At 67.8% G+C, this 21,889-nt stretch carries 18 protein-coding genes and 1 tRNA gene; 8 read left to right on the top strand and 11 right to left on the bottom strand.

Annotated elements, in window-relative coordinates; genetic code table 11:
• Nucleotides 1–69 precede the first annotated feature (69 nt).
• Nucleotides 70–321 (top strand): DUF6458 family protein, encoded by a 252-nt coding sequence (locus tag MNQ99_RS00345; protein WP_241914031.1) that lies wholly within the window; start codon nt 70–72, stop codon nt 319–321.
• Nucleotides 322–417: 96 nt separating this feature from the next.
• Here the strand turns inward: MNQ99_RS00345 and MNQ99_RS00350 are convergent, their stop codons facing one another.
• Both MNQ99_RS00350 and MNQ99_RS00355 read right to left on the bottom strand, forming a co-directional pair.
• On the bottom strand, nt 418–816 hold the full coding sequence (locus tag MNQ99_RS00350) for a hypothetical protein (protein ID WP_241914032.1): 399 nt from the start codon (nt 814–816) through the stop codon (nt 418–420).
• Between the two features lie 88 nt (nt 817–904).
• Nucleotides 905–1,132, bottom strand: a complete 228-nt coding sequence (locus MNQ99_RS00355; RefSeq protein ID WP_127513098.1) for a hypothetical protein — start codon at nt 1,130–1,132, stop codon at nt 905–907.
• A gap of 277 nt (nt 1,133–1,409) precedes the next feature.
• On the opposite strand from MNQ99_RS00355, the gene MNQ99_RS00360 reads away from it, so the two are divergent.
• Nucleotides 1,410–1,880, top strand: a complete 471-nt coding sequence (locus MNQ99_RS00360) for a hypothetical protein (RefSeq protein WP_241914033.1) — start codon at nt 1,410–1,412, stop codon at nt 1,878–1,880.
• Between the two features lie 113 nt (nt 1,881–1,993).
• On the opposite strand, the gene MNQ99_RS00365 is transcribed toward MNQ99_RS00360, so the two are convergent.
• Nucleotides 1,994–5,443 carry a bifunctional proline dehydrogenase/L-glutamate gamma-semialdehyde dehydrogenase gene (locus MNQ99_RS00365; protein WP_241914034.1) on the bottom strand — a complete coding sequence of 1,150 codons (3,450 nt, stop codon included), beginning with the start codon at nt 5,441–5,443 and terminating at the stop codon, nt 1,994–1,996.
• Between the two features lie 153 nt (nt 5,444–5,596).
• On the opposite strand from MNQ99_RS00365, the gene MNQ99_RS00370 reads away from it, so the two are divergent.
• Complete coding sequence (locus MNQ99_RS00370; RefSeq protein ID WP_241914035.1) at nt 5,597–6,508, top strand: LysR family transcriptional regulator; 912 nt, start codon at nt 5,597–5,599, stop codon at nt 6,506–6,508.
• Between the two features lie 116 nt (nt 6,509–6,624).
• Here the strand turns inward: MNQ99_RS00370 and MNQ99_RS00375 are convergent, their stop codons facing one another.
• A complete protein-coding gene (locus MNQ99_RS00375; RefSeq protein WP_241914036.1) occupies nt 6,625–8,070 on the bottom strand; it encodes a glycosyltransferase family 2 protein in 1,446 nt (481 codons plus the stop codon).
• Nucleotides 8,071–8,094: 24 nt separating this feature from the next.
• On the bottom strand, nt 8,095–11,094 hold the full coding sequence (locus tag MNQ99_RS00380) for an FAD-binding and (Fe-S)-binding domain-containing protein (RefSeq protein ID WP_241914037.1): 3,000 nt from the start codon (nt 11,092–11,094) through the stop codon (nt 8,095–8,097).
• A gap of 416 nt (nt 11,095–11,510) precedes the next feature.
• Here MNQ99_RS00380 and MNQ99_RS00385 point away from each other — a divergent pair, with 416 nt between their 5' ends.
• Entirely contained in the window at nt 11,511–12,314 is an 804-nt protein-coding gene (locus MNQ99_RS00385) for an ABC transporter ATP-binding protein (protein WP_241914038.1), read from the top strand.
• Nucleotides 12,311–13,696: an FtsX-like permease family protein gene (locus MNQ99_RS00390; RefSeq protein WP_241914039.1), complete on the top strand. Its 1,386-nt coding sequence runs from the start codon at nt 12,311–12,313 to the stop codon at nt 13,694–13,696. Before MNQ99_RS00385 ends, MNQ99_RS00390 begins: the two co-directional genes overlap by 4 nt.
• Before the next feature lie 115 nt (nt 13,697–13,811).
• On the opposite strand, the gene thpD is transcribed toward MNQ99_RS00390, so the two are convergent.
• The 5 genes from thpD to MNQ99_RS00415 all read right to left on the bottom strand — a co-directional run bounded on the left by thpD (nt 13,812) and on the right by MNQ99_RS00415 (nt 18,043).
• Entirely contained in the window at nt 13,812–14,717 is a 906-nt protein-coding gene (gene thpD / locus MNQ99_RS00395) for an ectoine hydroxylase (RefSeq protein WP_241914040.1), read from the bottom strand.
• A 102-nt stretch (nt 14,718–14,819) separates the two neighbouring features.
• Entirely contained in the window at nt 14,820–15,206 is a 387-nt protein-coding gene (locus MNQ99_RS00400) for an ectoine synthase (RefSeq protein ID WP_127513106.1), read from the bottom strand.
• Between the two features lie 126 nt (nt 15,207–15,332).
• Nucleotides 15,333–16,604 (bottom strand): diaminobutyrate--2-oxoglutarate transaminase, encoded by a 1,272-nt coding sequence (gene ectB, locus MNQ99_RS00405; RefSeq protein WP_241914041.1) that lies wholly within the window; start codon nt 16,602–16,604, stop codon nt 15,333–15,335.
• A gap of 147 nt (nt 16,605–16,751) precedes the next feature.
• Nucleotides 16,752–17,261 (bottom strand): diaminobutyrate acetyltransferase, encoded by a 510-nt coding sequence (gene ectA / locus MNQ99_RS00410; RefSeq protein WP_277883575.1) that lies wholly within the window; start codon nt 17,259–17,261, stop codon nt 16,752–16,754.
• A gap of 709 nt (nt 17,262–17,970) precedes the next feature.
• Nucleotides 17,971–18,043 (bottom strand) — tRNA-Lys (locus MNQ99_RS00415).
• Nucleotides 18,044–18,267: 224 nt separating this feature from the next.
• On the opposite strand from MNQ99_RS00415, the gene MNQ99_RS00420 reads away from it, so the two are divergent.
• The 3 genes from MNQ99_RS00420 to MNQ99_RS00430 all read left to right on the top strand — a co-directional run bounded on the left by MNQ99_RS00420 (nt 18,268) and on the right by MNQ99_RS00430 (nt 20,946).
• Nucleotides 18,268–18,915 (top strand): hypothetical protein, encoded by a 648-nt coding sequence (locus MNQ99_RS00420; protein ID WP_127513109.1) that lies wholly within the window; start codon nt 18,268–18,270, stop codon nt 18,913–18,915.
• A gap of 402 nt (nt 18,916–19,317) precedes the next feature.
• Nucleotides 19,318–19,935, top strand: coding sequence for a DUF47 domain-containing protein (locus MNQ99_RS00425; RefSeq protein ID WP_127513110.1), 618 nt, complete (start codon nt 19,318–19,320; stop codon nt 19,933–19,935).
• Nucleotides 19,936–20,946: an inorganic phosphate transporter gene (locus MNQ99_RS00430; protein ID WP_127513111.1), complete on the top strand. Its 1,011-nt coding sequence runs from the start codon at nt 19,936–19,938 to the stop codon at nt 20,944–20,946.
• 162 nt (nt 20,947–21,108) lie between these two features.
• On the opposite strand, the gene pstB is transcribed toward MNQ99_RS00430, so the two are convergent.
• Entirely contained in the window at nt 21,109–21,888 is a 780-nt protein-coding gene (pstB, locus tag MNQ99_RS00435; RefSeq protein ID WP_127513112.1) for a phosphate ABC transporter ATP-binding protein PstB, read from the bottom strand.
• Between the last annotated feature and the right edge of the window lies 1 nt (nt 21,889).

The raw sequence follows: 21,889 nt of genomic DNA on the forward strand, positions 1-21,889 counted from the left end.
ACTTCCTATCCGACGGTCGGCTGCAGCACTGGCTGCGCCGACCGCCCAACGTCAAAGGAGTTGCAGGCTATGAGAATCGGATCATCAATTGCGTTGATTGCCATCGGCGCAATCCTTGCCTTCGCTGTTGCGGACGTGGTGGATTTCGTCGACCTGACACTGATCGGCTGGATCCTCATGGGGGTCGGCGTGCTGGGCCTGATCATCTCGATCGTCATGGCTGCTCCCCGCAGGGACCACCGCGTGACCGAGAGCCGCCAAGTGCAAGACCCGAGCACCGGCGAAACCATCCGTCGAGACGAAACCCGCGGCAGCCTGTAGGCCAACCTCCAGCGCCGACAGCCCGGGCCGACGGCGTGGGGCCGCAGCCCGGGAGGTTGACGGCGCTGGAGGTCGACGGCGCCGGGCCACGGAGGGTCAGCGCGGCTTCTTGCTTCCCAGGGCCACCAGCGAGAGCACGATGCCCGCCCCGCAGACCAGCGTGGCGAGGTACGCCAGGAGCGGCGTGCCGCTGGCCGCGCCCAGGGCCAGGCTGAGCGGCAGCCAGAGCACGGCCCAGCCGAGCACGGCGAACAATGGCGCGTAGCGCTCGCCCCGAGCCGTCCACCGGTACGCAAGAATCGCCAGCACCATGACGGCGAGCGAGCCGGCCAGGGAGATCCAGGCGAGCGCGCCGCCCGCGTCCGGCTCGTCCCGTGCCCCGGTGGCATAAGCGGTCAGAGCGTCCACGGCCGTCACGATGACACCGGCCGCGATGGCCAGCAGCAGGAGGTTGCCTGCCTGGATCAACAGCATGCGGCGCACATCAGGTCTCACGCTGCCTCCCCCTGCGGGTGTCCATAGACCGCAGTGCCCCGGCGGACCATGTCCGTTCGGGGCACTGCGTCCGTGTACTGCGCCGTTCTTACCAGCGCACCTTCTTCTCCGGCGGACCCTGCTTGCCGCTGGGGTGCTTCGGCTTGTGGCTGTTGCCGATGCTGTGCCAGCCAGGCAGATCGCCGGCCTTCGCGCCCTGCGGGGCCAGCTTGGCCTGTTGCTCTGCGGTCAGCTTGGCTGCGGCAGCCGGAGCAAGGTGGATGTTTGGTGCACTAAGTTCGGCGGGCTTCGGCGCCCGCGGATCGATATCAGTCATGGCTCTCCTTCGGATTCTCATCGAGCCTGCTGGAGACTTTTCCGCCGGATCAGGGCTCAAGGCGAAGATGCCAAATAGCCGGATCAGATCCGGAGAGCGGAGGTGGATTCAGGGAACCACTCGCGAGGTAGAGCCTCAGCAAGCATTGTTTCGGTTGTCGTTTTGAACCGGTCCAGGACCTGGTTACTCGAAAATCAGAATTCCCATGGCGCACAGCCTAACAGCGTTGCCCGGCATCCGGTAGATTCACAAAGAAAGGCCGGCGACAAGGGGGACCATGTCCGCATCACAGTTCGACCAGCGGTACGACTCGATCTACCAGCGGGGCGGTGAAGCCCATGAAACTGCGCGAAGCGCCGTCCGGCCCGCCACCACCAGCCCGGCAATCCGGACCGCAGCGGTGGAACCTTCCTCCGACGCCGCCGCCCAGTCCACCGATATTGCCGAGGTCATTCCGCCGGACGCGGCACCACAGGTCCGGCCGGAGGGCGCTGCTGCGGCGCGCCGGAAGATCAATCCCTTCCTCGTGGCGCTCTGGGCGCTGGGCATAGCGCTCTCCGTCTTCGGAGCCTGGGGGTCGGTCGCCCCGACCTTTATCGAAATGCAAGCCACCCAGACCACCACCTTCGGCCCGCCTTGGTATTTCGTCTTGTATACCCTGGCACCGAACGTCCTGATCGCCGGCCTGATCACCATCGCCGGTGTGCTCGTCCTGCATGCAGTCGACTGGACGCGGCGGCACGGCTGAGCAGACGCCGTCCAACTTGGATCGCCCGCAGGCAATAACTGATCAGCAGGCGCCCTTTTCATGCTCGAAAAGGGCGCCTGCTGAATAATGCTTCGGCGGAGTTGCCGCCGCGCTCAGATCAGGCCGTCGGCCAGATGGTCGGGTGTGCCGAAGCGGTGTGCGGTGATGCTGACCGCCTGCTCATGCAGGAAGGGCAGCATTTCCAACCGGCCGGCTTCAGTCACGGGGTGGGCATAGACCGCCACATCCGGCCGCCCACCGGTAGCGACGGCCAGCGCCTTGGTGTCCCCGCCAATCAAGCGGATCCGCCCGGCACCGAGCCGGGGCACCCGGGCCAGCCAGGCGCCGTCGTCCTCCACCGTCACCTCAAGGCCCAGTTCCGTGGCCACCGCCTGCAAGGACGCGGGAAGCGCGACGGCGGTGGAAACCGCCACCTCGGAGCCCGCCAGCACGCCGGCGGCCAGCACGCGGACCAGCTGTGGCAGCGGTTCGCCTTCGGACAGCCGGACCGTGACCGGAACCGGCAGGTAGCGGAACACATTGCGCTCCGCTGTCAGCCCGGAGACGTCCTTGGCCGCGCCGAACTCGTCGGCCAAGGCCGCGGCATCGGAACGCAACGAACGATCCAGTCCGCCCAACTCCTCCGCGGACAGCGCCCGCCCGGTCCTGCGCGCGGCATCCAGCAGCCTGGCCGCGGCGCCGTGCACCTGGGCCGTAGCCGTGGACGGAGCGGTCTCCCACTCGCCCAGCCCCATCAAGTAGTTGGGCCCGCCGGCTTTGGTGCCGGCGCCCACCGAGGACTTCTTCCAGCCACCGAACGGCTGGCGCCGCACAATGGCTCCGGTGATTCCGCGGTTCACGTAGAGGTTGCCGGCCTGAATGTTCTGCAGCCAGTAATCCAGCTCGTCCGCATCCAGCGAATGCAGGCCGGAGGTCAGCCCGTAATCGATGTCGTTGGTGATGGCCACCGCTTCTTCCAGGGTTTCGGCGGTCATCACACCCAGGATCGGGCCGAAGAACTCGGTCAGGTGGTAGCGGGATCCGCGCGCCACCCCGGTCCGCACCCCGGGGCTCCACAGCTTGCCGGAACCGTCCAGCTGCCGGGGCCGGATCTGCCAGCTTTCCCCGGCGCCCAGCGTCGTCAACCCGTCCAGCAGCTTGCCTTCGGCCGGCGCGATGATCGGACCCATCTGCGATGTGGGGTCCTCCGGATAGCCCACCTTCATGGACGTGACCGCGTCCACCAGCTGGTTGCGGAACCGCGGCGAGGTGGCGGCCGATCCCACCAAGATCACCAGCGATGCCGCGGAGCACTTCTGGCCGGCATGGCCGAACGCGGAGTAGGCCACGTCCTTGGCGGCCAGGTCGAAGTCGGCGCTGGGGGTGACGATGATGGCGTTCTTGCCGGACGTCTCGGCCAGCAGCGGCAGGTCCGGACGGAAGGAGCGGAACAGTTCGGCGGTCTCGTAGGCGCCGGTGAGGATCACGCGGTCCACCTCCGGGTGCGATATCAGCTGCTTGCCCAGTTCACGCTCGCCCAGCTGCACCAGTTGCAGCAGTTCGCGCGGTACGCCGGCTTCATCCAAGGCCTCCCAGACCGCTTCAACCATCACGGCACCGGTGCGTGCGGCCTGCTGGGCCGGCTTAATCACGACGGCGGAGCCCGCGGCGAGCGCGGCCAGCACACCTCCGGCGGGGATCGCCGTCGGGAAATTCCACGGCGGCGTCACCACGGTCAGTTTCGACGGGACGAACGTGGCGCCGTCCACGGTGTCCAGCGTCCGGGCCAATTCGGCGTAGAAATGCGCGAAATCGGCGGCCTCGGAGACTTCGGGGTCGCCCTGGTCCAGGGTCTTGCCGGCCTCGGCGGCCATCACCTCCAGCAGCCGGGCGCGGTTGGCGTTCAGCTTGTCGCCTGCCTTGTGCAGCACTTCGGCGCGTTCGGCCCCGCTCAGGGCCCCCCAGCTCTTGGATTGCGCCACACCCTTGGCGATCACCTGCTCCAGCCCCGCCTCGTCCCCGATCTGGGCGGCCGCAACCGTGTCACGGCCGAGCGTCGAAGCCGGCACACGGGCCAGAATCTCCCTGCCCCAGGCCAGGTTGGCGGGCAGCGACGGATCGGTGTCCGGGATGTTGTCGAAGGAGTCGGTCGGACGGGCCGGCTGCGGCTCCGTGCGGTCCTGCTGCCGGCTCGGTTCCGGAACGTCGTCGTCGAGCGCTTCCAGCGACGCGAGGAAGCGCTGCTTTTCGCGTTCGAACAGCCTCTCGTTCTTGCTGAGTTCGAAGACCGCCGACATGAAGTTTTCGCTGCTGGCGCCTTCTTCCAGCCGGCGGATCAGGTAGGCGATCGCCACATCGAACTCGGCGGGATGGACCACCGGCGTGTAGAGCAGCAGCGAACCGACGTCCTTTTTGACCGCTTCGGCCTGGCCCTGCGCCATGCCCAGCAACATCTCGAAGTCGATGCCGGCGTCCACGCCGCGCTGCTTGGCGAGCAGCCAGGCGAACGCGACATCGAAGAGGTTGTGCCCGGCCACGCCGATGCGCACGTTGCCGATCCGCTCCGGCTGCAGGGCATAGTTGATGACCCGCTTGTAGTTGGTGTCCGAGTCCTGCTTGGTTTCCCAGGTGGCCAGCGGCCAGCCGTGCAGCGACGCTTCCACCTGCTCCATGGGCAGGTTGGCGCCCTTGACCACCCGCACCTTGATGGCGGCGCCGCCGCGGGAACGGCGGGCGGCGGCCCATTCCTGCAGCCGGATCATGGCCCGGAGTGCGTCCGGCAGGTAGGCCTGCAGCACAATGCCGGCCTCCAACTGCTCGAACTCGGGCTGGTCCAGGATCTTGGTGAAGACCGCCATGGTCATCTCCAGGTCCTTGTATTCCTCCATGTCCAGATTGATGAACTTGCGCTTCGGGGAGGTGGCCGCCTGCCGGTAGAGCGGGGTAAGACTTTCGACGACGTGCTCCACTGCCTCGTCGAAAGCCCAGTGAGAGTGCGGGGCCACGGTGGAGGAGACCTTGATCGAGACGTAGTCCACGTCGTCGCGGGCCAACAGGTGCTTGGTGCCTTCCAGCCGGCGTTCGGCCTCGCGGCTGCCCAGGACCGCCTCGCCCAGCAGGTTGATGTTCAGCCGGACATCGTCCTTGCGGATTTTGGCGATCGCCGGCCCCAGCTTGGCGTCGGTGGCATCAACGATCAGGTGGCCGACCATTTCCCGCAACACCCGGCGGGCGGCAGGAATAACCACTTGTGGCAGCACCGGTGCCAAGGTGCCGCCCGTGCGCACTGCGGCACGCATGTACCAGGGCAGGAAGGACGGAGCCTTCGGCGCCAGCGTGGCCAAGTTGCGGGCCGCGACCCTCAGATCCTCGGGCCGGATCACGCCGTCGACAAATCCGACGGTGAATTGCAGGCCATGGGGATCGTTTAGCACGCCGGCCAACTGCTCGGCCGCGGCGTCGGCCGGAATTTTCTCTGCTTCGGTCAGCCAGTGACGGACCAGCTTGATGGTGTCGGCGGCGAGGTCGGCCACCTGCGTACCGGCAAAACTTGTGGTCTGCATCGGTGCCTCCTTGAGGACGTCGGTCACGGCAGCATCAGTCCCTTCAACGTAATTGCATTGCCTGTTAAGGACCAGTATGGAACTAGACTTGGTGAAGAAAAAGCGATCTTTTCCGACCGATAATCATCATTTTTAGTGATGAATGGAGCGCTCATGCTGGATGTCCGAAGGCTGCGGCTGCTGCGGGAGGTCAAAGTGCGCGGCACCTTGGCTGAAGTGGCCACCGCACTGAATCTGAGCCCGTCATCGGTATCCCAACAGCTGACGCTGCTGGAGAAAGAAGCCGGCGTGGAACTGCTGCGCAAGGCCGGCCGCCGCGTCCAGCTCACGCCGCAGGCGGAGATCCTGGTGGCCCACACGGAGTCGCTGCTGTCCCGGCTGGAACAGGCCGAAACGGACCTGGCCGCGTCCCTGACCACGGTGACCGGAAGCGTCCGGCTGGGGGTCTTCCAGTCCGCCGCCCTGGCGCTGCTGCCCGATGCGCTCACCAGCATGAGGCAGCGGTACCCGGAGGTGCGGATCGAGATGGTCCAGCGGGAACCGGAAACCGCGCTCTACGAGACGTGGGCGCGCGACTTCGACTTGGTGGTAGCCGAGCAGTACCCGGGCCATGCGGCACCGCACCATCCCGAACTCGACCGCAAAAGACTTACCACCGACGCCCTCCGGCTCGCCGTCGCGCCGGCCGGCCTGCCCGGCGGGGAGGCCCGGTTGCTTGAGGATGCCGGCGGCCTGCCCTGGGTGATGGAACCGCACGGCGCCGCGTCCCGGCACTGGGCTGAACAAGCATGCCGCCAAGCCGGCTTTGAACCGGACGTCCGCTACGAAACCGCTGACCTGCAGGCCCAGATCCGGCTGATCGAATCCGGCAATGCGGTAGCTTTCCTCCCGGATTTGGTCTGGAGCGGCCGGGGCACCCCCTGCCGGATGCTGGACTTGCCGGATCATCCCCGCCGGACCGTCTTTACGTCCGCCCGCCGGGCCTCCGCCAACCGGCCCGCCATTCTTGCGCTCCGGGAAGTTTTGGAGGAGACCGCCCGGCAGGTCAGCGGCGTGCGCCAATAGCTGGCGGTTACCCGGTCTCTACTCGGCGCTGGCGCGCCTCCTTCGACCCCCGGGGAGCCTTCGGTGGTCGACCGAGCGAGCGCCAGCGAGCGCGTGGAGACCCGTCCTCCCGCCAGTCAGCGGCGCTGGTCCAGGCTGAGGTTGCCGTGGACCGTGGCGTAGACGCGAAGGCCGCCGGACTTCACCGGCAGCCCCTCCCCCGGCGCCAGGATCCGGCGGGGAGGCCCTTCCATGCCATCCAGTCCCAGCTGCACGAACAGGTCCACCAGTACATTGCCCAGTCCGTCCAGTTCGGCCCGCGGCAGTACGGCACGGTACTCGCCGGCGTCGTGCCTGGCCTCGAAGGTCCGCGCCTCAGCAGTGCCGCGCCCGCGTGCGACCAGCCGGACGGATTCGAACGTGGCTGCCGGTTCAAAATGCAGACCGAACGCCACCGCTTCCTCGTCCAGTTGCGGCAGCAGGGCGCGTGATGTGGGCTTCAGTGCTTCCTCGGTGGCCGCCAGCTTCAGCAGGCCTTCCGCATCCCGTGCCCGGACCAGCTCCGAGCGCTGCCGGAAGGGGAAGTCCAGCTGCGCCTCCAACCGCTCCGGGATGTACTGTTCCACGAAGCCGGCGTGGGCCTCCACCCAACGCTTCCGAGTACCGGCTGGCATCGAACGGTAGCGGGAGGGCACGTAGGTGCGAAGGAGTTTGCGCCGATACAGATCCAGTACCAGCAGCTCGGCTTGATCGGCGTCGTCGTGGTTCTCTTTGATGATCCGGGCGATCTCTGCCACCGAGCCGGTGTAGCTTTCCGGGATGGCGCGCTGTGAGCTGATGTTCGTACCGTCGTGCCGGGTGCGGATGAAATAGTAGTCGTAGTCGGCCGCAATCGCGTTCCGCCTCGAGGCCAGGTAGCAGCGGGTCAGCATCATGCCGTCTTCCAGCCGGACCTTGCCTTCCGGGAAACGGATGCCGTGGGTGTCCAGCAGCTCGCGCCGGATCAGCTTCTGCGGCGAAAGCGTACCCAGGATCTTCCGCACCGGAACGTCGGGGACGGTCTCGGTGAAAAGCGAGGACTGGACCCGGCGGCCGCCGATCCCGACCATGCGGGGCGCCAGAACATCCACCTGATGCCGGTCGGCGAAGGCCACCATGCGGCGCAGCGCCTCGACGCCCAGCTTGTCATCGGCGTCGCAGAAGAAAACGTAGTCGGACGTGCCGGCGGTGATCCCCACATTGCGCGGTTTTCCCGGCCAGCCGCTGTTCTGCTGGTGGATCACGCGCCAGTTCGAGTGCTTCGCCACGTACTGGTCCAGCAGCTTGCCGCCGTCATCGGTGGATCCATCGTCCACGGCCACAACCTCAAACAGTGCCGGGTCCATGTCCTGCGCCGCCAGCGAGTCCAGCAGTTCCTTCAGGTACGGCATCGCATTGAAGACGGGAATGACCACGGACACCCGGGCCGTCTGTGCACTGGCCGTCGGACCGGAGTCGCTCTCCCGCACGCGGATTTGCCCGGCCCGCGCCGCGTACGTCTTCAACTTGCGCTGGGCCCCCGCCAGCTTGTCCTTGATGGCCACGATGTCCCCTTCGATCGTTTGCCGTTACTGCATTCTGACACCGCACGCGCCATCCAGCAGTTGCGCCAGATGGATGCCACGCCGGTGGGCCAGGTCGGTGATCTGGGTTCTGCAGGAGAACCCATCGGCCAGCAGCACGGCATCGGGTCCGGTCGACCTAACCGCCGGCAGCAATTGGGTCTCGGCGACGGCCACGGAAACGTCGTAGTGGCCGCGTTCGACGCCGAAGTTTCCGGCCAGTCCGCAGCACCCGCCCAGGCTCTGCACCTTGGCCCCGGCATCCTGGAGCAGGCCCAGGTCGGTTCCCCAGCCGAGCACGGCGTGGTGGTGGCAATGCGGCTGGGCTACTATCTCCTCCCCCACTAACGACGGCGGTGTCCACCCTTGGGTGCCCGCCAGCAGTTCCGCGAGGGTGCGGGTGGATTGGGCGACCGGAAGAGCCTTGCCGCCGAGCAACTCCAGCGCATCGGACCGCAGCACGGCGGTGCAGGACGGTTCCAGTCCCAGCACGGGCACGCCGGTGTCGGCGTACCCGGCGAGCGCGTCGACGGTGCGGCTCAGGATCCGGCGTGCGGTGTCGAGTTGTCCGGTGGAAATCCAGGTCAGCCCGCAGCACAGCCGTTCGCCGGGAACGAGCACCTCGTAGCCGGCACGCTCCAGCACCCTGACGGCCGCCTGCCCGATCTCAGGCGAGAAGTAGTTGGTGAAAGTGTCGGCCCACAACAGCACCGGCCCGTTCGGTGCCGCGACAGCTGAAGGATCCCGGTTCCGGAACCAGTGGTCGAACGTCTCCTGCGCGAACTGCGGAAGTCCGCGCCGTGCATCCACCCCGGCCAGCCGTAAACCAGCGTGCCGCAGGCCCGGGATCTTCAGCAGTCCGTTCGCGAGCGTCGGTGCGAACGAGGCCAGTCTGGCCCAGCGCGGCAGCCACCCGAGCGAGTAGTGCGACGCCGGCCGCAGCCGCCCGCGATAGCTCTGGTACAAGACCTCGGCCTTGTAGGAGGCCATGTCGATTCCGGTCGGGCAATCGGAGAGGCAGCCCTTGCAGGACAGGCACAGGTCCAGCGCCTCATGCACGGCCGGCGAGCGCCAGTCCGGCGCCGCCTCGGACGGCCCGCCGCTCCCGCCCGCCGCCGCGCCGAGGCCGGCCCCGCCGGGCCGGGCGCCGCCGTCGCCAAGCCGGGCACCGCCGTCGCCAAGCCGGGCACCGCCGTCGCCATCACCGCCCGAGGCACGCAGGATCATTTCCTGAAGCGCGCGGGCGCGGCCGCGGGTCGAGTCCTTCTCCTCCTTGGTGGCCGCGTAGGACGGGCACATCACCAGGCCCGGCCGGGTCGCCGCGTCCGTGCGGCACTGGGCGATCCCGGTGCAGCGGTGGACCGCGCGGCTGAAGTCGCCGCCGTCGTGCTGGTAGGAAAAGCCCAGCGGAATGCGGACCGGCTTGGCGGCGGCGGTGCGGATGTCCGCGTCCAGCGGCCGCGGGTCCACCAGCACGCCCGGATTGAGCAGGTTGTCCGGGTCCAGGATGCCCTTGACCGTACCGAACAGGCGGATGGCTTCCGGCGAGTAGATCCGCGGCAGCAGCTCGCCGCGCACCCGGCCGTCGCCGTGCTCGCCGGAGAGCGAGCCGCCGTAGCGGCCCACCAGGTCAGCGGCGTCGCTCATGAAGGCGCGGTATTCGGTGCGGCCGTCGGTCTCGTTGGGGCCGCGGTTGCCGAACGGGAAGTCCAGCCGCACGTGCACGCAGCCGTCGGCGAAGTGACCGTACGGGAAACCGCTGAACCCGTGCCGCGCCACCAACTCGTCGAACTCGCGCAGGTAGGCGCCCAGCCGTTCCGGCGGCACGGCTGCATCCTCCCAGCCGGAGTGCGCCGGCTCCCCGGCGGGCGAGCGCCCCGACAACGCCGAACCGTCCTCGCGGATCTTCCACAGCGCGGCGGCCTCGGCCGGATGGTCCACCACCCGGGCAGCCACCGCCTCCGGCAGCCGGAGCAGCCGGGCGGCGCGGTCCGCCACGTCGGCGGAGTGGTCGCCGGCCAGCTCCACGAACAGCCACGCGGCGCCCGCGGGCAGTTCCGGCACCGAGCCCGGCCCCTTCCGGCTGCGCACCACGTCTACAATCCGCCTGTCCAGCCCCTCGCAGGCGGTCGGCGAAAAGGCCATCACCTCCGTCACCACGTCGGCGGCGGTGCCGATATCGGCAAAACCCAGCGCCACCATCGCCTTGTGCGCCGGGTCCTTGACCAGCCGCACCTCCGCTTCCAGCACGACGGCGAGGGTCCCCTCGCTGCCCACCAGCGCCTTCCGCAGATCGAACCCCTTCTCCGGCAGCAGGTGCTCCAGGGCATAGCCGGAGACTTGGCGGCCGAAGCGGCCGAACTCCGTGCGCAGGGTCTCCAAGTGCCCGGCGGCCAGTTCGCGCAGCGCCCCGGTTTCCGGCGTCTCCGGGACGTGGTTGCCGTCCAGCCGGAGCCGGCGTCCGGAACCGGTGACCACCTGGAGGTGCTCCACGTTGTCCACGGTGCGGCCATAAGCAGGGGTTCGGGCGCCGCAGGAGTTGTTGCCGATCATCCCGCCGATGGTGCAGCGGGTGTGGGTGGACGGGTCCGGCCCGAAACGCAGACCGTGGGCCAGCGCCATTCGCTGCAGCGTGGCGTGGACCGTGCCGGGTTGCACGGTGGCCGTGCGGGCTTCCGGGTCCAGCCGGAGCACGCGGTTCATGTGGCGGCTGAATTCCAGCACCACACCGGGGCCCACCGCATTGCCCGCAATGGAGGTGCCCGCCCCGCGGGAGGTGAGCGGGACGCCGGCCTCGCGGCAGGCCGCCAGCACCGCCAGCGCTTCGTCCACATCGTGCGGGAAGGCCACGGCCGCCGGCCGCACCCGGAAGAGCGAGGCGTCCGAAGAGTACACGTCCAGGGTGGTGGCGTCGGCCCTGACGTCCGCCACCCCGTTCCGCCGCAGCGACTCGAGCACCCTAGCCGCCGCAGCACCGTCCACCGCAGCCCCGTCAACCGTCTGCATGCGGCTCACCCTACCGACCGCACCGGCAGGTGTCTGCCCCTCGGGGGCCGGGCCTGGCCCTTCCGCTTCAGCTCGTATCGGACGGTGCGCAGGCCGGGCTCCTGCTCGGGCCAGCCAGACGGGTGGGCGGCTAGGTACGCTATACGCCACATTGGCCCGCGGGTCCCACCAGCCATGGCGCAAGCGCGGAAGCATGAGGCCGATTTTCCTGCTTTTGCGGATTGTGTGGCGGCTCGATGTCCGCAATGTGGCGTATCACGCACCGTGAGGCGGGGCGACCGGCGCGCAGGAGCGCTCCACCCTGAGGCGGGGCGACCGGCGCGCAGGAGCGCTCCACCCTGGGTATGAGCCACGAGAGGCAGTTTTCAGCCTTCGGCCCGACGCGCCGACCGCGCCCGGGCCACGACGATGGAATCATGAACGAGAACCGCGACTTTACTCCGGCCCCGGCTTCCACACGTGCCTCCGCGGCCGGGCTCCTCCGGCACCCCAGCCACCCGCCGGTGCTCAGCGCCCGCAACCTCACCAAGACCTACGGCCCAACCACCGCGCTGGCCGGGCTCTCGCTGGACATCCGGGCCGGCGAGTCCGTGGCCATCATGGGCGCCTCCGGTTCCGGCAAGACCACGCTGCTGCACGTGTTGGCCGGCATCATCGCCCCGGACAGCGGGCAGGTGCACCTGAACCTTCCCGGGCAGAGCGTGCAGGTGGAAGCCCTCGCCGAGTCCGCACGGTCCAGGCTGCGCCGCGAGGCCTTCGGCTTTGTCTTCCAGCAGGGCCTGTTGATTCCGGAACTGAACGCGTTGGAGAACGTGGCGGTGGCGCTAATGCTGAACGGCGCGCCCCGCCCGGCGGCCGAGCAGGCTGCCGCGGGGTGGCTGCAGGCGCTGGGTCTGGGCGGGATGGAGCAGCGTCGGCTCGGCGAGCTCTCCGGCGGTCAGGCACAGCGCGTTGCCATTGCCCGGGCCCAGGTGACCGGCGCGGGCGTGATCTTCGCCGACGAACCCACCGGGGCCCTGGACTCAGCTACCTCGGCGGACGTGATGCAGGTACTGCTCGAGTCCACCATCGGCGCCGGGAAAACCCTCATTGTCGTGACCCATGACGACGGTGTGGCGGCCAGTTGCGGACGGGTGCTCACCATGCGGGACGGCCGGCTGACCGGCGACAGCGCCGGCGGCGTGATCGCGGCAGGCCTGGCTCGGGGCGGCAACCAATGAGCGCTCCCCTAGCTTCCCCGGCCTCCCCCGCGGGACCGGACGTGCCCAGGGGCGGAAGCACCGCCGTCGTGCCGTGGAAATTGGCGTGGCTGCTGTCCCGCCCGGGAAAATCCGGTGGCACGACCGCCCTGCTGCCGATGGTGGCGTTCGGGCTGGTCACCGCGCTGCTGCTGACCGTGTTGGCCGGTGCGCTGTCCTTCCTGCGCTGGCGGGACGAGCTGGCCTTTCTCTACCAACTGCTGGCGGTGCTGGCGCTGATCCTGCTGGTCTTCCCGCTGCTGACCCTGGGCGGTTCGGCGGCTCGGCTCTCGGCCCGGCGCCGCGACGACCGGCTGGCCACGCTGCGCCTGCTCGGCGCTACGCCGGCCATGGTTGCCGGCATCACCATCATCGAATCCACCGCGCTGGCTGCCGCCGGCGCCGTGGCCGGGGTGGCCGGCTACCTGGTGTTGGGTCCGGCTGTGCAGCTGATTCCGTTCCGCGGGGAGCCGATCGGCGGCGCCTACTGGCTGCACCCCCTGGCCGTGCTTGGCGTGCTGGCCGGCGTGGTGTTGCTTGCCGCCATCAGTGCTGCCGTGGGCCTGCGCAAGGTGGTCATTTCGCCGCTGGGGGTGCGGACCCGCCAGGCCCCGGCGACGATGCATTGGCTGCGCGCGCTGGTAGCCGCCGCCGTTGTGCTGGCCGGCTTCATTGCGATGAATGCCGGCTACGCCTCCACTGCCGTGGCGGTGGCCTGCGTGCTCGGCGCCTTCGCCGCCGGGCTGGCGGTGCTCAATCTCGTTGGCCCGTGGGCGGTGGCGGTGATGGGCCGCCGGCAGCTGCGCAAGGCGGCGACGGCGGAGAAGCTGCTGGCCGCCCGGAGCATCCTTGAATCCCCCAAGGCCGCCTGGCGGCAGGTCTCCGGGCTGGCCATGACCAGCTTCGTGGCCGTGTTCGGCGGGACCGGCGTGGCGATGACGGACGGCGTCCCCGGACCGGTCTCGGGTCCGGAGCAGTTCCTGTCCGGGGACATCCGCACCGGCATCCTGATCACCATCGTCGTTTCGTTCGTCATGGTGGCGTGCTCCGCCGGGGTGAATCAGGCGGCGGCCGTTCTGGACCGCGCGGACCTGTACACCAGCCTGGACCACCTGGGCATGCCGCGAAAAACCATGGACGCGGCCCGGACCCGCGCCGTGATGCTTCCGCTGCTGCTGGTTTCGCTCGGCTCCGCCGCGGTGTCCTTTGTCCTGATCTTCCCGCTGGCCGGGATGGCCCTGGTGCTGGCACCGTTGTCTATCCTGACGATTGCGGGCTGCCTGGGCGCAGGCATCCTGGTGGTGTGGGCGGGTCTGCGCACCACCCGCCCGGTGCTGGGCAAGGTGCTGGCGGCCGGCCGCTGAGCGGCTGGGGCCGATACCCGGATGTGAAGAGGTGGCCCGCCTTCCGCACGAGTCTGCGGAAGGCGGGCCACCGCCGTCGTTATCTGCCTGTCAGTCCGCTAGCGGCAGGTCAGTGCTACCGGCCGGCCGGGGTGAATTCCCGGGCGCCGATGTAGTCCGGCCGCGGGTTTTTGGCGGCGAAAGGATCCACCGCCGTGTTTTCCACACTGTTATACACAAAGAACAGGTTGGAGCGCGGGTACGGCGTGACATTGCCGTTGGAGGCGTGCATGCAGTTGCAGTCGAACATGGTGGCCCCGCCGGCCATGCCTTCCATCACGTCGATCCCGTAGCGGTCGGCGAACTCCCGCAGCGTTTCCTTGTCCGGGGTCCCGGCGCCCTGCATCACCAGCGACTGCTTGTAATTGTCGTCCGGGGTCGCTCCTACACAGGAGATGTACTCCCGATGCGAGCCGGGCATGATCATCAGCGGACCGTTGTAGGAGTAGTTGTCCGTGAGCGAGATGGAAATGGACACCGTGCGCATGCGCGGAAGCCCGTCCTCCGCGTGCCAGGTCTCGAAGTCGGAGTGCCACATGAACTCCTTGCCCTCGAAACCTGGCTTGAAGTTCACCCGGGACTGGTGGATGTAGACGTCGGAGCCCAGCAGCTGTCTGGCCCGGTCCACCACGCGCGGATCGTTGGCGATCTTCGCGAAGACCTCGCTGATCTTGTGCACCTCGAAGATGGAGCGCACTTCCTGGCTCTTGGATTCGACGATGCAGCGTTCGTCCGCGCGGACGGCGGGATCCGCGGCGAGCCGATCCAGCTCCGCCTGGTACGCCTTCACTTCCTCGAGCGAGATCAGCTCCTCGATGTTGAGGTAGCCCTTCTCCTCGAAGCCGGCCAGCGTGGCGGCGTCCATGGGGCCCGACTCCGCGGAGCCCCAGACAACCTTGTCCTGGCGGGGTTGCACGCTCGCGGTGCCTGCTGATCGTGTCGGATAGAGGTCAACACGGCTTTGTTCTGCGGTCGCAGTCATCTTTATCCTCCTCGTGGGTTTTATTTCTTGGGCCGGGTGCGGAAAAGCCCGGCCGGCACAGTTGCCGACCGGACCCTCCTGCTGCCGGAGTCAGTGAGCCGGCTAGGCCTGGACGAGCGGGTACACGCCGTTCTCGTCGTGGACTTCGCGGCCGGTGACGGGCGGGTTGAACACGCAGGCCATCCGCAGCTCGGTGGTGGCGCGGACGGTGTGCTTCTCGTGCCCGTTGAGCAGGTACATGGTGCCGTCGTTCAGGTCGTGGACCTCGCCGGTGACCTCGTTGGTCAGGGTGCCTTCGCCCTGCACGCAGTAGACGGCCTCGATGTGGTTGGCGTAGTGGAACGTGGACGTGGTGCCCGCGTAGATCACGGTGTCGTGGAAGGAAAAGCCCACGCCTTCCCCCGCCAGCACCATCCGGCGGCTCCGCCAGGTCTCCGACTTCACGTCGCGGTCGGTGTCGTTCAGGTCGTTCAGGTTGGTAACAATCATGGGTACTCCTCAGTGTGGATGGTCAGAAAGCTGTTGTACGAGGGCGGCGCGGCTTGCGGCGGGCGCGCGGTGGAGCGGCGGGCGCGCGGTGGAGCGGCGGGCGCGCGGTGGAGCGGCCCTGCCTTTCTAGTGGGCTCCGGCCAGTTCCGGAACCGCGGTGACGACGCGGGTGGCCTCGATCAGGATGTCCAGACCACGGTCCAGATCTGCCGCACTGATAGTCAGCGCCGGCATCAGCTTCACTACCTCGCTCTCCGGCCCGGAGGTTTCCACCAGCAGCCCGTTTTCGTAAGCCTCGGCGGCAATCCTGCCGGCGGTCTGGTCGTCGGCAAACTTGACCCCCGCAAGCATTCCCCGGCCGCGCACGCTGGCGCCTTCCACCGAGGCGGCAATCCGTTCCAGGCCCTCGTGCAGCTGGGTGATCCGGGCCTTGACCTGCTGCTGGAACTCACCGGTTCGCCAGTAAGTTTCCAGCGCGGCCGTCGCCGTGACGAAGGCCGGGTTGTGGCCGCGGAAGGTGCCGTTGTGCTCGCCGGCGTCCCAGACATCCAGCTCCGGACGGAACAGGGTCAGCGCCATCGGCAGGCCAAAGCCGGAGATGGACTTGGACAGGCAGACGATGTCCGGGGTGATGCCTGCTTCTTCGAAGCTGAAGAACGTGCCGGTGCGCCCGCACCCGGCCTGCACATCATCCACAATCAGCAGGATTTCGTGCTTCCGGCACAGCTCGGACAGGCCGCGCAACCAGCCGGCACGCGCGGCATTTAGGCCGCCTTCGCCCTGCACGGTCTCCACGATGATGGCCGCCGGCTTGTCCACGCCGGAACCGCTGTCTTCGAGTACGCGCTCCAGCCAGAGGAAGTCCGTGGTTTCGCCGGAGAAGTAATCGTCGTAGGGGATCTTGGAGCTGTTGGTTAGCGGGATGCCCGCGCCGCGGCGCTTCATCGAGTTGCCGGTCACCGAGAGCGAACCCAGCGTCATGCCGTGGAAGGCGTTGGTGAAGGACAGGATGTGCTGGCGCCCGGTGACCTTGCGGGCCAGCTTCAGCGCCGCCTCAACGGTGTTGGTGCCGGTGGGGCCGGGGAACATCACCTTGTAGTCCAGATTGCGCGGCCGCAGAATGACGTCCTGGAAGGTCTCCAGGAACTTCCGTTTGGCCGGGGTCTTCATGTCCAGCGAGTGGACCACGGCGCCGCTGGCCAGGTACTCCAGCAACGGCTGCAGCAGCTGCGGGTTGTTGTGCCCGTAGTTCAGCGCGCCGGCGCCGGAGAAGAAGTCCAGATAGGTGCGGCCGTCCTCGGCGGTCAGGCTGCTTCCCTCGCCGCGGGTGAACACGGCGGGCCAGCTGCGGCAGTAACCGCGGACCTCGGACTCCAGGGTCTCGAAAATGTCAGTCATAAAACGCTTCCTTCCTCAGTGCGGCCGCGGACGGTCCCGGGTACGGGGCAGCGCCACAGCAGCCGCAGGTCGATTCGTGCGGATGTGCGTTGGTGCAGATGGTATTGGCCGGCGTGTGGTGCGCAGTTGGCTGGACGCCGGCGGGAATTACGTGAGCGGGCCGATCCGGTACAGGTACTCGGTGTTGTGCCCGTCCGGGTAGAGCTCTGCGGTGAACAGCGGCTCGCGTTCTATCGGCGCCCCACGGCGCGACGCGAAGCCGGCGAACAGCCGGATGGAGGCCTCATTGTCCGCAGTAATGGTGGTTTCCACGCGCTCGGCCTGCACTTGTCCGGCCAGGCGGTCCAGCATCTCGGCGGCCAGCTTGCGGCCACGGAATTCGTGGTCCACGGCGACCTGCCACACCATCAGCGTGCCGGGTTCGTCGGGCCGCATGTAGCCGGTAATAAAGCCGGCCGGCTCGCCGTCCACCGTGGCCATCATCGACGTCTCGGCGAAGTCGCGGGACCACAGCAGGTAGGAGTAGGACGAGTTCAGGTCCAGGACCTGCGAGTCCCTGGCCATGCGCCACAGCGACTGCCCGTCTTGCAGGGTTGGTTTACGGAATTTTGCTTCGATCCTCGGTATGGACTGGGTTTCTGCTAGTTCTTCAACCATCCCTTCCAACCTAACGAGGATCGAGGCGTTATCAACCGGCATTCTGCCGATTTGACAACGGATGCGGGCAGAATCGCGATAGTTTCAGCTCCTCCTCAGCCCGCCGGATCCCTTGTGCCAGTTGCCCTGCAGCGGAAGGACGACGCCGGCGCCCAAGCCCCGTTTTTTCGTTATCATTTCGTGACATCCGGCTGGTGACGGACGGCTCATCCCCGGACCAGAATGGCGGCAAGATCGACCCGCGGGCCGTTACGTGGAGGGTGGGCGGTTCGTCACCGACACCCGGCATCAGCTCGGCTCGAGCGTAAAATGACCCGCTCGACGGCCGCCCTACCCCGGCGAGGCTTGAGGGATCAGGAGCGCGCCTCCCCCACAGCCACTCCAGCCGCCGCGGGCTGCCCGATCGGGGCCCAAAGACGGGAGGCACGGCCCCACCCTGTGGGCGGCACACACCGGTGCGCCGCCCACTCGCCCCCCATCCGCCGGCGCGCTGTCCATCCGCCGCCCACTCGCTCTCATCCGCCGGCACCCTGTCCATGTTTTGCCGGGCCCGCCGGCATCACCGCAGGTCAGCGGCCTGTGGACAGTCAAGAGATGGACAGTTTGGCCTGAACCTGGACAGTTCCTGCCCTCTGAGGGGAATCAGCCGCCCGATGGACAAGAAAAAGCGGCTCCGACCGGAAATAACCGGTCGGAGCCGCTTTCGCGGTGGGCCCTGCGGGGATCGAACCCGCGACCCGCGGATTAAAAGTCCGATGCTCTACCAACTGAGCTAAAGGCCCGCCAGCCGGTTCCGTCCATCCTGGTGGAGACCGGGACGTGGGCGGATTTGGCCGGTTCACAGTTTATCGCACCCACCGCCGCGCATTCGAATCCGCCGTGCCGGCCGTTCCGTTGGCCGTGCAGGACCTGCCCCTGGCCGGGGCACCGCGCCGTGCAGGACCCGCCGCTGCCCCGGGACACGGCCTCCCTGTACCGGCGTCAGAGGCGGGAGTAAGGTCGTGGCATGAGCCCGAACAACGGAAATGACGTCCCCCGGCCGCACAAGCCGAAGCCCTTTGCCCCGTTGGATTTTGAGGACTTCGCCGGCGGCGCCGACCCCGCACGAGTCTCCGAGGCTGCCCACCTGGCAGCCCAGGCTTTGGTGCACCGCGGCCGCGGCTCCGATGATCCCGAGATCACCAAGCGCCTGGTCAAACTCGCCGACCAGCAGGGCCTCGAGGCCATAGCCGAAATGTGGTCGGAGAGTCCCGCCAGGTCCCTGCCCGGTGCGCTCTGGCGGCTCTACGCCATCCGCGCCGCCGTCCAGTCCCATCCGGACAAGCTGGCGGCCTTCTTCAAGGCGGGCACGGCATCTGCTGAAGTGTCCAAGGTGATCGCGGGCGTGGCCGAGCCGCCCGGCGCCGACGAAGTGCGCACCATGGCCGACACGATCCTGTCCGGAGCCTTCGACGGCGATTTCGACGTTGCGCTGGACCGGTCCGCTGCCTTTTGCCGCATCGTCGCCCTCGGCCAGACCCATCACGCCGACTCGGCCGAGCCTTCCAATGAGAATCACGCCACCAAGCTGACGCTGAGTTCGCATCGACTGGTGAAGACCGCGGAGGACCTTGAGGCGGCGGCCGCCGCTTGGCGCCGCGACGAACTCGACTGACGGCTGGAGGGCCAGCGCGCACGCTGACCGAACGCAAGATCCGGCAGGGATTCCCTGCCCGGGCACCTTGACAATGGCCACCCCGAGGGGGCCAAATCCTCCGCGAATGGTCATCGTAGATGACTCGCGACATGACGCGCGCGTGTACCACAAATATCGTGAGTTGACACGTTTTTCCCCGGTTTTCCGGGGCTGTTGACATCGGCTCTGAGGCGTAGAAAACTGAAGGTGGTGTCGAACCGTGGCAGCCCCGGGCTCCAACTTTTAGCCGCCTCGAGCGGCCTTCCGCCGAGAGGCGCTCCCGGTTCGGCACCATTAATCTTGTTCACCCAGAGGCGCTAATCTAGGCACGGCGGATGCTTCCCTTCCGCCGTTCGGACCAGTGAGAAAACCGCCGGTGACATGAAGTTAAGCCTCTTCCCGCAGGACACCAAGAGCCTGGAGCTGCTCGCCCAGACGGCAGCCGAGCTCATGGCAGGAGTCAAGACCCTCTCGGAGATCCTCGGGGCACCTGCAGACGACTACGACAAGCTCTCCGAAGAGCTGCACGATAGGGACTCCAACGTCTCCCGCCTGCTCTTCGCACTGCTCACCAACCTGCGCACCAGCTTTGTGAATCCCCTCCCGCGCGAGGACATGTTCCAACTCTCGCTGCATCTGGTCAACACCTTCGAACACCTCGACGCGGCCGCTGAACTGATCGCCCTGAACCGGGTCAAACGCCTGTCTACACGAGCCTCCGAGCAGCTCGAAGTCATCGGGCGGATGTCAGAGATGACCCGGGAAGCCATGCCCCGGCTGAACTCCCTGGAAGACCTCGACGAGTACTGCATCGAGATGATCCGGCTGGCCAAACGGGCCGAACGCACCCACCGGGTGTGGGTATCGGAACTCCTGTCGGACCACAAGGGTGCCACCTTGGCCCGACACCGCGACGTCGCCGACCAACTGGTAGCCGCCACCAAGACCCTGCGCCAGGCGTCCCACCATGTGGGGCAGATCCTGGTCAAGGAATCGTAGGTGGAGCTTGTCCTGCTGCTGCTGGTGGTCGCATTCGCCGGCTGCTTCGCGTTCATCAATGGCTTCCATGACGTCTCCAATGCCGTAGCGACGGCGGTGCGCACGCACGCGCTCACGCCGCGAATCGCCGTCGTTCTGGCCTCCATCTGCAACCTGGCCGGCGCCTTGATTTCCAGCAGTCTGGCCCTGCTGATCAGCACCGGCTGGATCGGCCTGCCCGCGGGGCGGACCGGACTGGCCATCCTGCTGGCCGGCTTGCTGAGCGCCTGCGCCTGGGGAGTGTTCACCTGGTGGCTGCGGATGCCGTCATCGTCCACGCATGCGCTGCTCGGCGGCCTGGTGGGGGCCGGAGCTGCATCCACCATTCTGGGCGGGGAGAACATCAGCGACACCGAGAATCCGATCTGGGCCCAGCTGTGGCTGCCGTTGCTGCTGTCCCCGCTGGTGGCGTTCGCGTTGTCCTACCTGGTGATGGTACCGCTGACGTGGCTGGCCCGTTACCGGACGCCGCGCGAGGTGGGCCGGACCACCAGGCTGGCCCAGGCCGTCTTCGCCGGCACCTTCTCGCTGGGCCACGGGCTGCAGGACGGCCAGCGGACAATGGCTGTGGTGCTGCTGGCGCTGGTCGCGGCCGGTTATGCCTCGGGCGAGCAGATGCCGCTCTGGGTGCAAGTCTTCGCGGCGGTGCTGCTGGCGGTGGGCGCGCTCTTCGGCGGCTGGCGGATCTCGTACACCCTCGGATCCCGGCTGGTCCGGATCGACCCTTTGCACGGGGCCGCCGCGCAGGGCGTCAGCTCCGCCATGCTGTTCGTCGGCGCCATCGGCCTGCACATGCCGCTTTCCAGTACCCACACCATGACGTCGTCCATCCTGGGCGCCGGTGCAAGCCAGAAGCTTCAGGCGGTGCGCTGGCGAGTCGCCCTTCGCGTACTGGCCACCTGGCTGCTGACCCTGGTGGTCACCTCGCTGCTCGGCGGCATCCTGCTGCTGGCGATGGATCCGGTGCTCTGAGGACCCACAACGGCCGCTGCACGCCCCTGACGGCGGCAGCTGTGGCCCTGGCTGCCGCTCTCACCGGCCCGGAAATCCTCCCAGCCGCACAGGCCCTCCCTTAACCGCGACGGCGGTGCCTCCCGCGCGTGGGGAGGCACCGCCGTCGTGCTTGCTGAGGGGTTATCCGAAGCGGCCGGACACGTAGTCCTCGGTGGCCTTCTCGGTCGGGTTGCTGAAGATCGTTGGCGTATCGCCGTATTCGATCAGCTTGCCCGGTTTGCCGGTGCCGGCGATGTTGAAGAACGCGGTCTTGTCGGACACGCGGGCCGCCTGCTGCATGTTGTGGGTAACGATCACCACGGTGTACTGCGTCTTGAGTTCCTCGATCAGGTCCTCAATGGCGAGTGTGGAGATGGGGTCGAGTGCCGAACACGGCTCGTCCATCAGGATCACCTGCGGGGAGACCGCGATGGCGCGGGCAATGCACAGGCGCTGCTGCTGGCCGCCGGAGAGGCCGGATCCGGGCTTGGCCAGCCGGTCCTTGACCTCATTCCACAGGTTGGCGCCGGTCAGCGACTTCTCCACCAGCGCGTCGGCGTCCGACTTGGACATCCGCTTGTTGTTCAGCTTGACGCCGGCCAGCACGTTGTCGCGGATGGACATGGTGGGGAACGGGTTGGGGCGCTGGAAGACCATGCCGATCTGGCTGCGCACGGTCACCGGGTCCACGCCCGAGCCGTAGAGGTTGTCGCCGTCCAGCAGGACTTCGCCCTCCACCCGGGCGCCGGGCAGCACCTCGTGCATCCGGTTCAGCGTGCGCAGGAACGTGGACTTGCCGCAGCCGGAGGGGCCGATGAAGGCTGTCACGGACCGGGCGTCGATGTTGATGTTGACGCCCTCCACCGCGCGGAAGTTGCCGTAGTAGACGTTCAGGTCCTTGACGTCGATGCGTTTGGACATG

The sequence above is a fragment of the Arthrobacter sulfonylureivorans genome (assembly GCF_022637435.1).
Taxonomy (GTDB): Bacteria; Actinomycetota; Actinomycetes; order Actinomycetales; family Micrococcaceae; genus Crystallibacter; species Crystallibacter sulfonylureivorans.

Bases quoted from the DNA above. Each gene is read 5' to 3' on its own strand.
- MNQ99_RS00345 (WP_241914031.1), top strand. From the start codon at position 70: ATGAGAATCGGATCATCAATTGCGTTGATTGCCATCGGCGCAATCCTT.
- MNQ99_RS00355 (WP_127513098.1), bottom strand. From the start codon at position 1,132: ATGACTGATATCGATCCGCGGGCGCCGAAGCCCGCCGAACTTAGTGCA.
- MNQ99_RS00360 (WP_241914033.1), top strand. From the start codon at position 1,410: ATGTCCGCATCACAGTTCGACCAGCGGTACGACTCGATCTACCAGCGG.
- MNQ99_RS00365 (WP_241914034.1), bottom strand. From the start codon at position 5,443: ATGCAGACCACAAGTTTTGCCGGTACGCAGGTGGCCGACCTCGCCGCC.
- MNQ99_RS00370 (WP_241914035.1), top strand. From the start codon at position 5,597: ATGCTGGATGTCCGAAGGCTGCGGCTGCTGCGGGAGGTCAAAGTGCGC.
- MNQ99_RS00380 (WP_241914037.1), bottom strand. From the start codon at position 11,094: ATGCAGACGGTTGACGGGGCTGCGGTGGACGGTGCTGCGGCGGCTAGG.
- MNQ99_RS00385 (WP_241914038.1), top strand. From the start codon at position 11,511: ATGAACGAGAACCGCGACTTTACTCCGGCCCCGGCTTCCACACGTGCC.
- MNQ99_RS00390 (WP_241914039.1), top strand. From the start codon at position 12,311: ATGAGCGCTCCCCTAGCTTCCCCGGCCTCCCCCGCGGGACCGGACGTG.
- thpD (WP_241914040.1), bottom strand. From the start codon at position 14,717: ATGACTGCGACCGCAGAACAAAGCCGTGTTGACCTCTATCCGACACGA.
- MNQ99_RS00400 (WP_127513106.1), bottom strand. From the start codon at position 15,206: ATGATTGTTACCAACCTGAACGACCTGAACGACACCGACCGCGACGTG.
- ectB (WP_241914041.1), bottom strand. From the start codon at position 16,604: ATGACTGACATTTTCGAGACCCTGGAGTCCGAGGTCCGCGGTTACTGC.
- ectA (WP_277883575.1), bottom strand. From the start codon at position 17,261: ATGGTTGAAGAACTAGCAGAAACCCAGTCCATACCGAGGATCGAAGCA.
- MNQ99_RS00420 (WP_127513109.1), top strand. From the start codon at position 18,268: ATGAGCCCGAACAACGGAAATGACGTCCCCCGGCCGCACAAGCCGAAG.
- MNQ99_RS00425 (WP_127513110.1), top strand. From the start codon at position 19,318: ATGAAGTTAAGCCTCTTCCCGCAGGACACCAAGAGCCTGGAGCTGCTC.
- pstB (WP_127513112.1), bottom strand. From the start codon at position 21,888: ATGTCCAAACGCATCGACGTCAAGGACCTGAACGTCTACTACGGCAAC.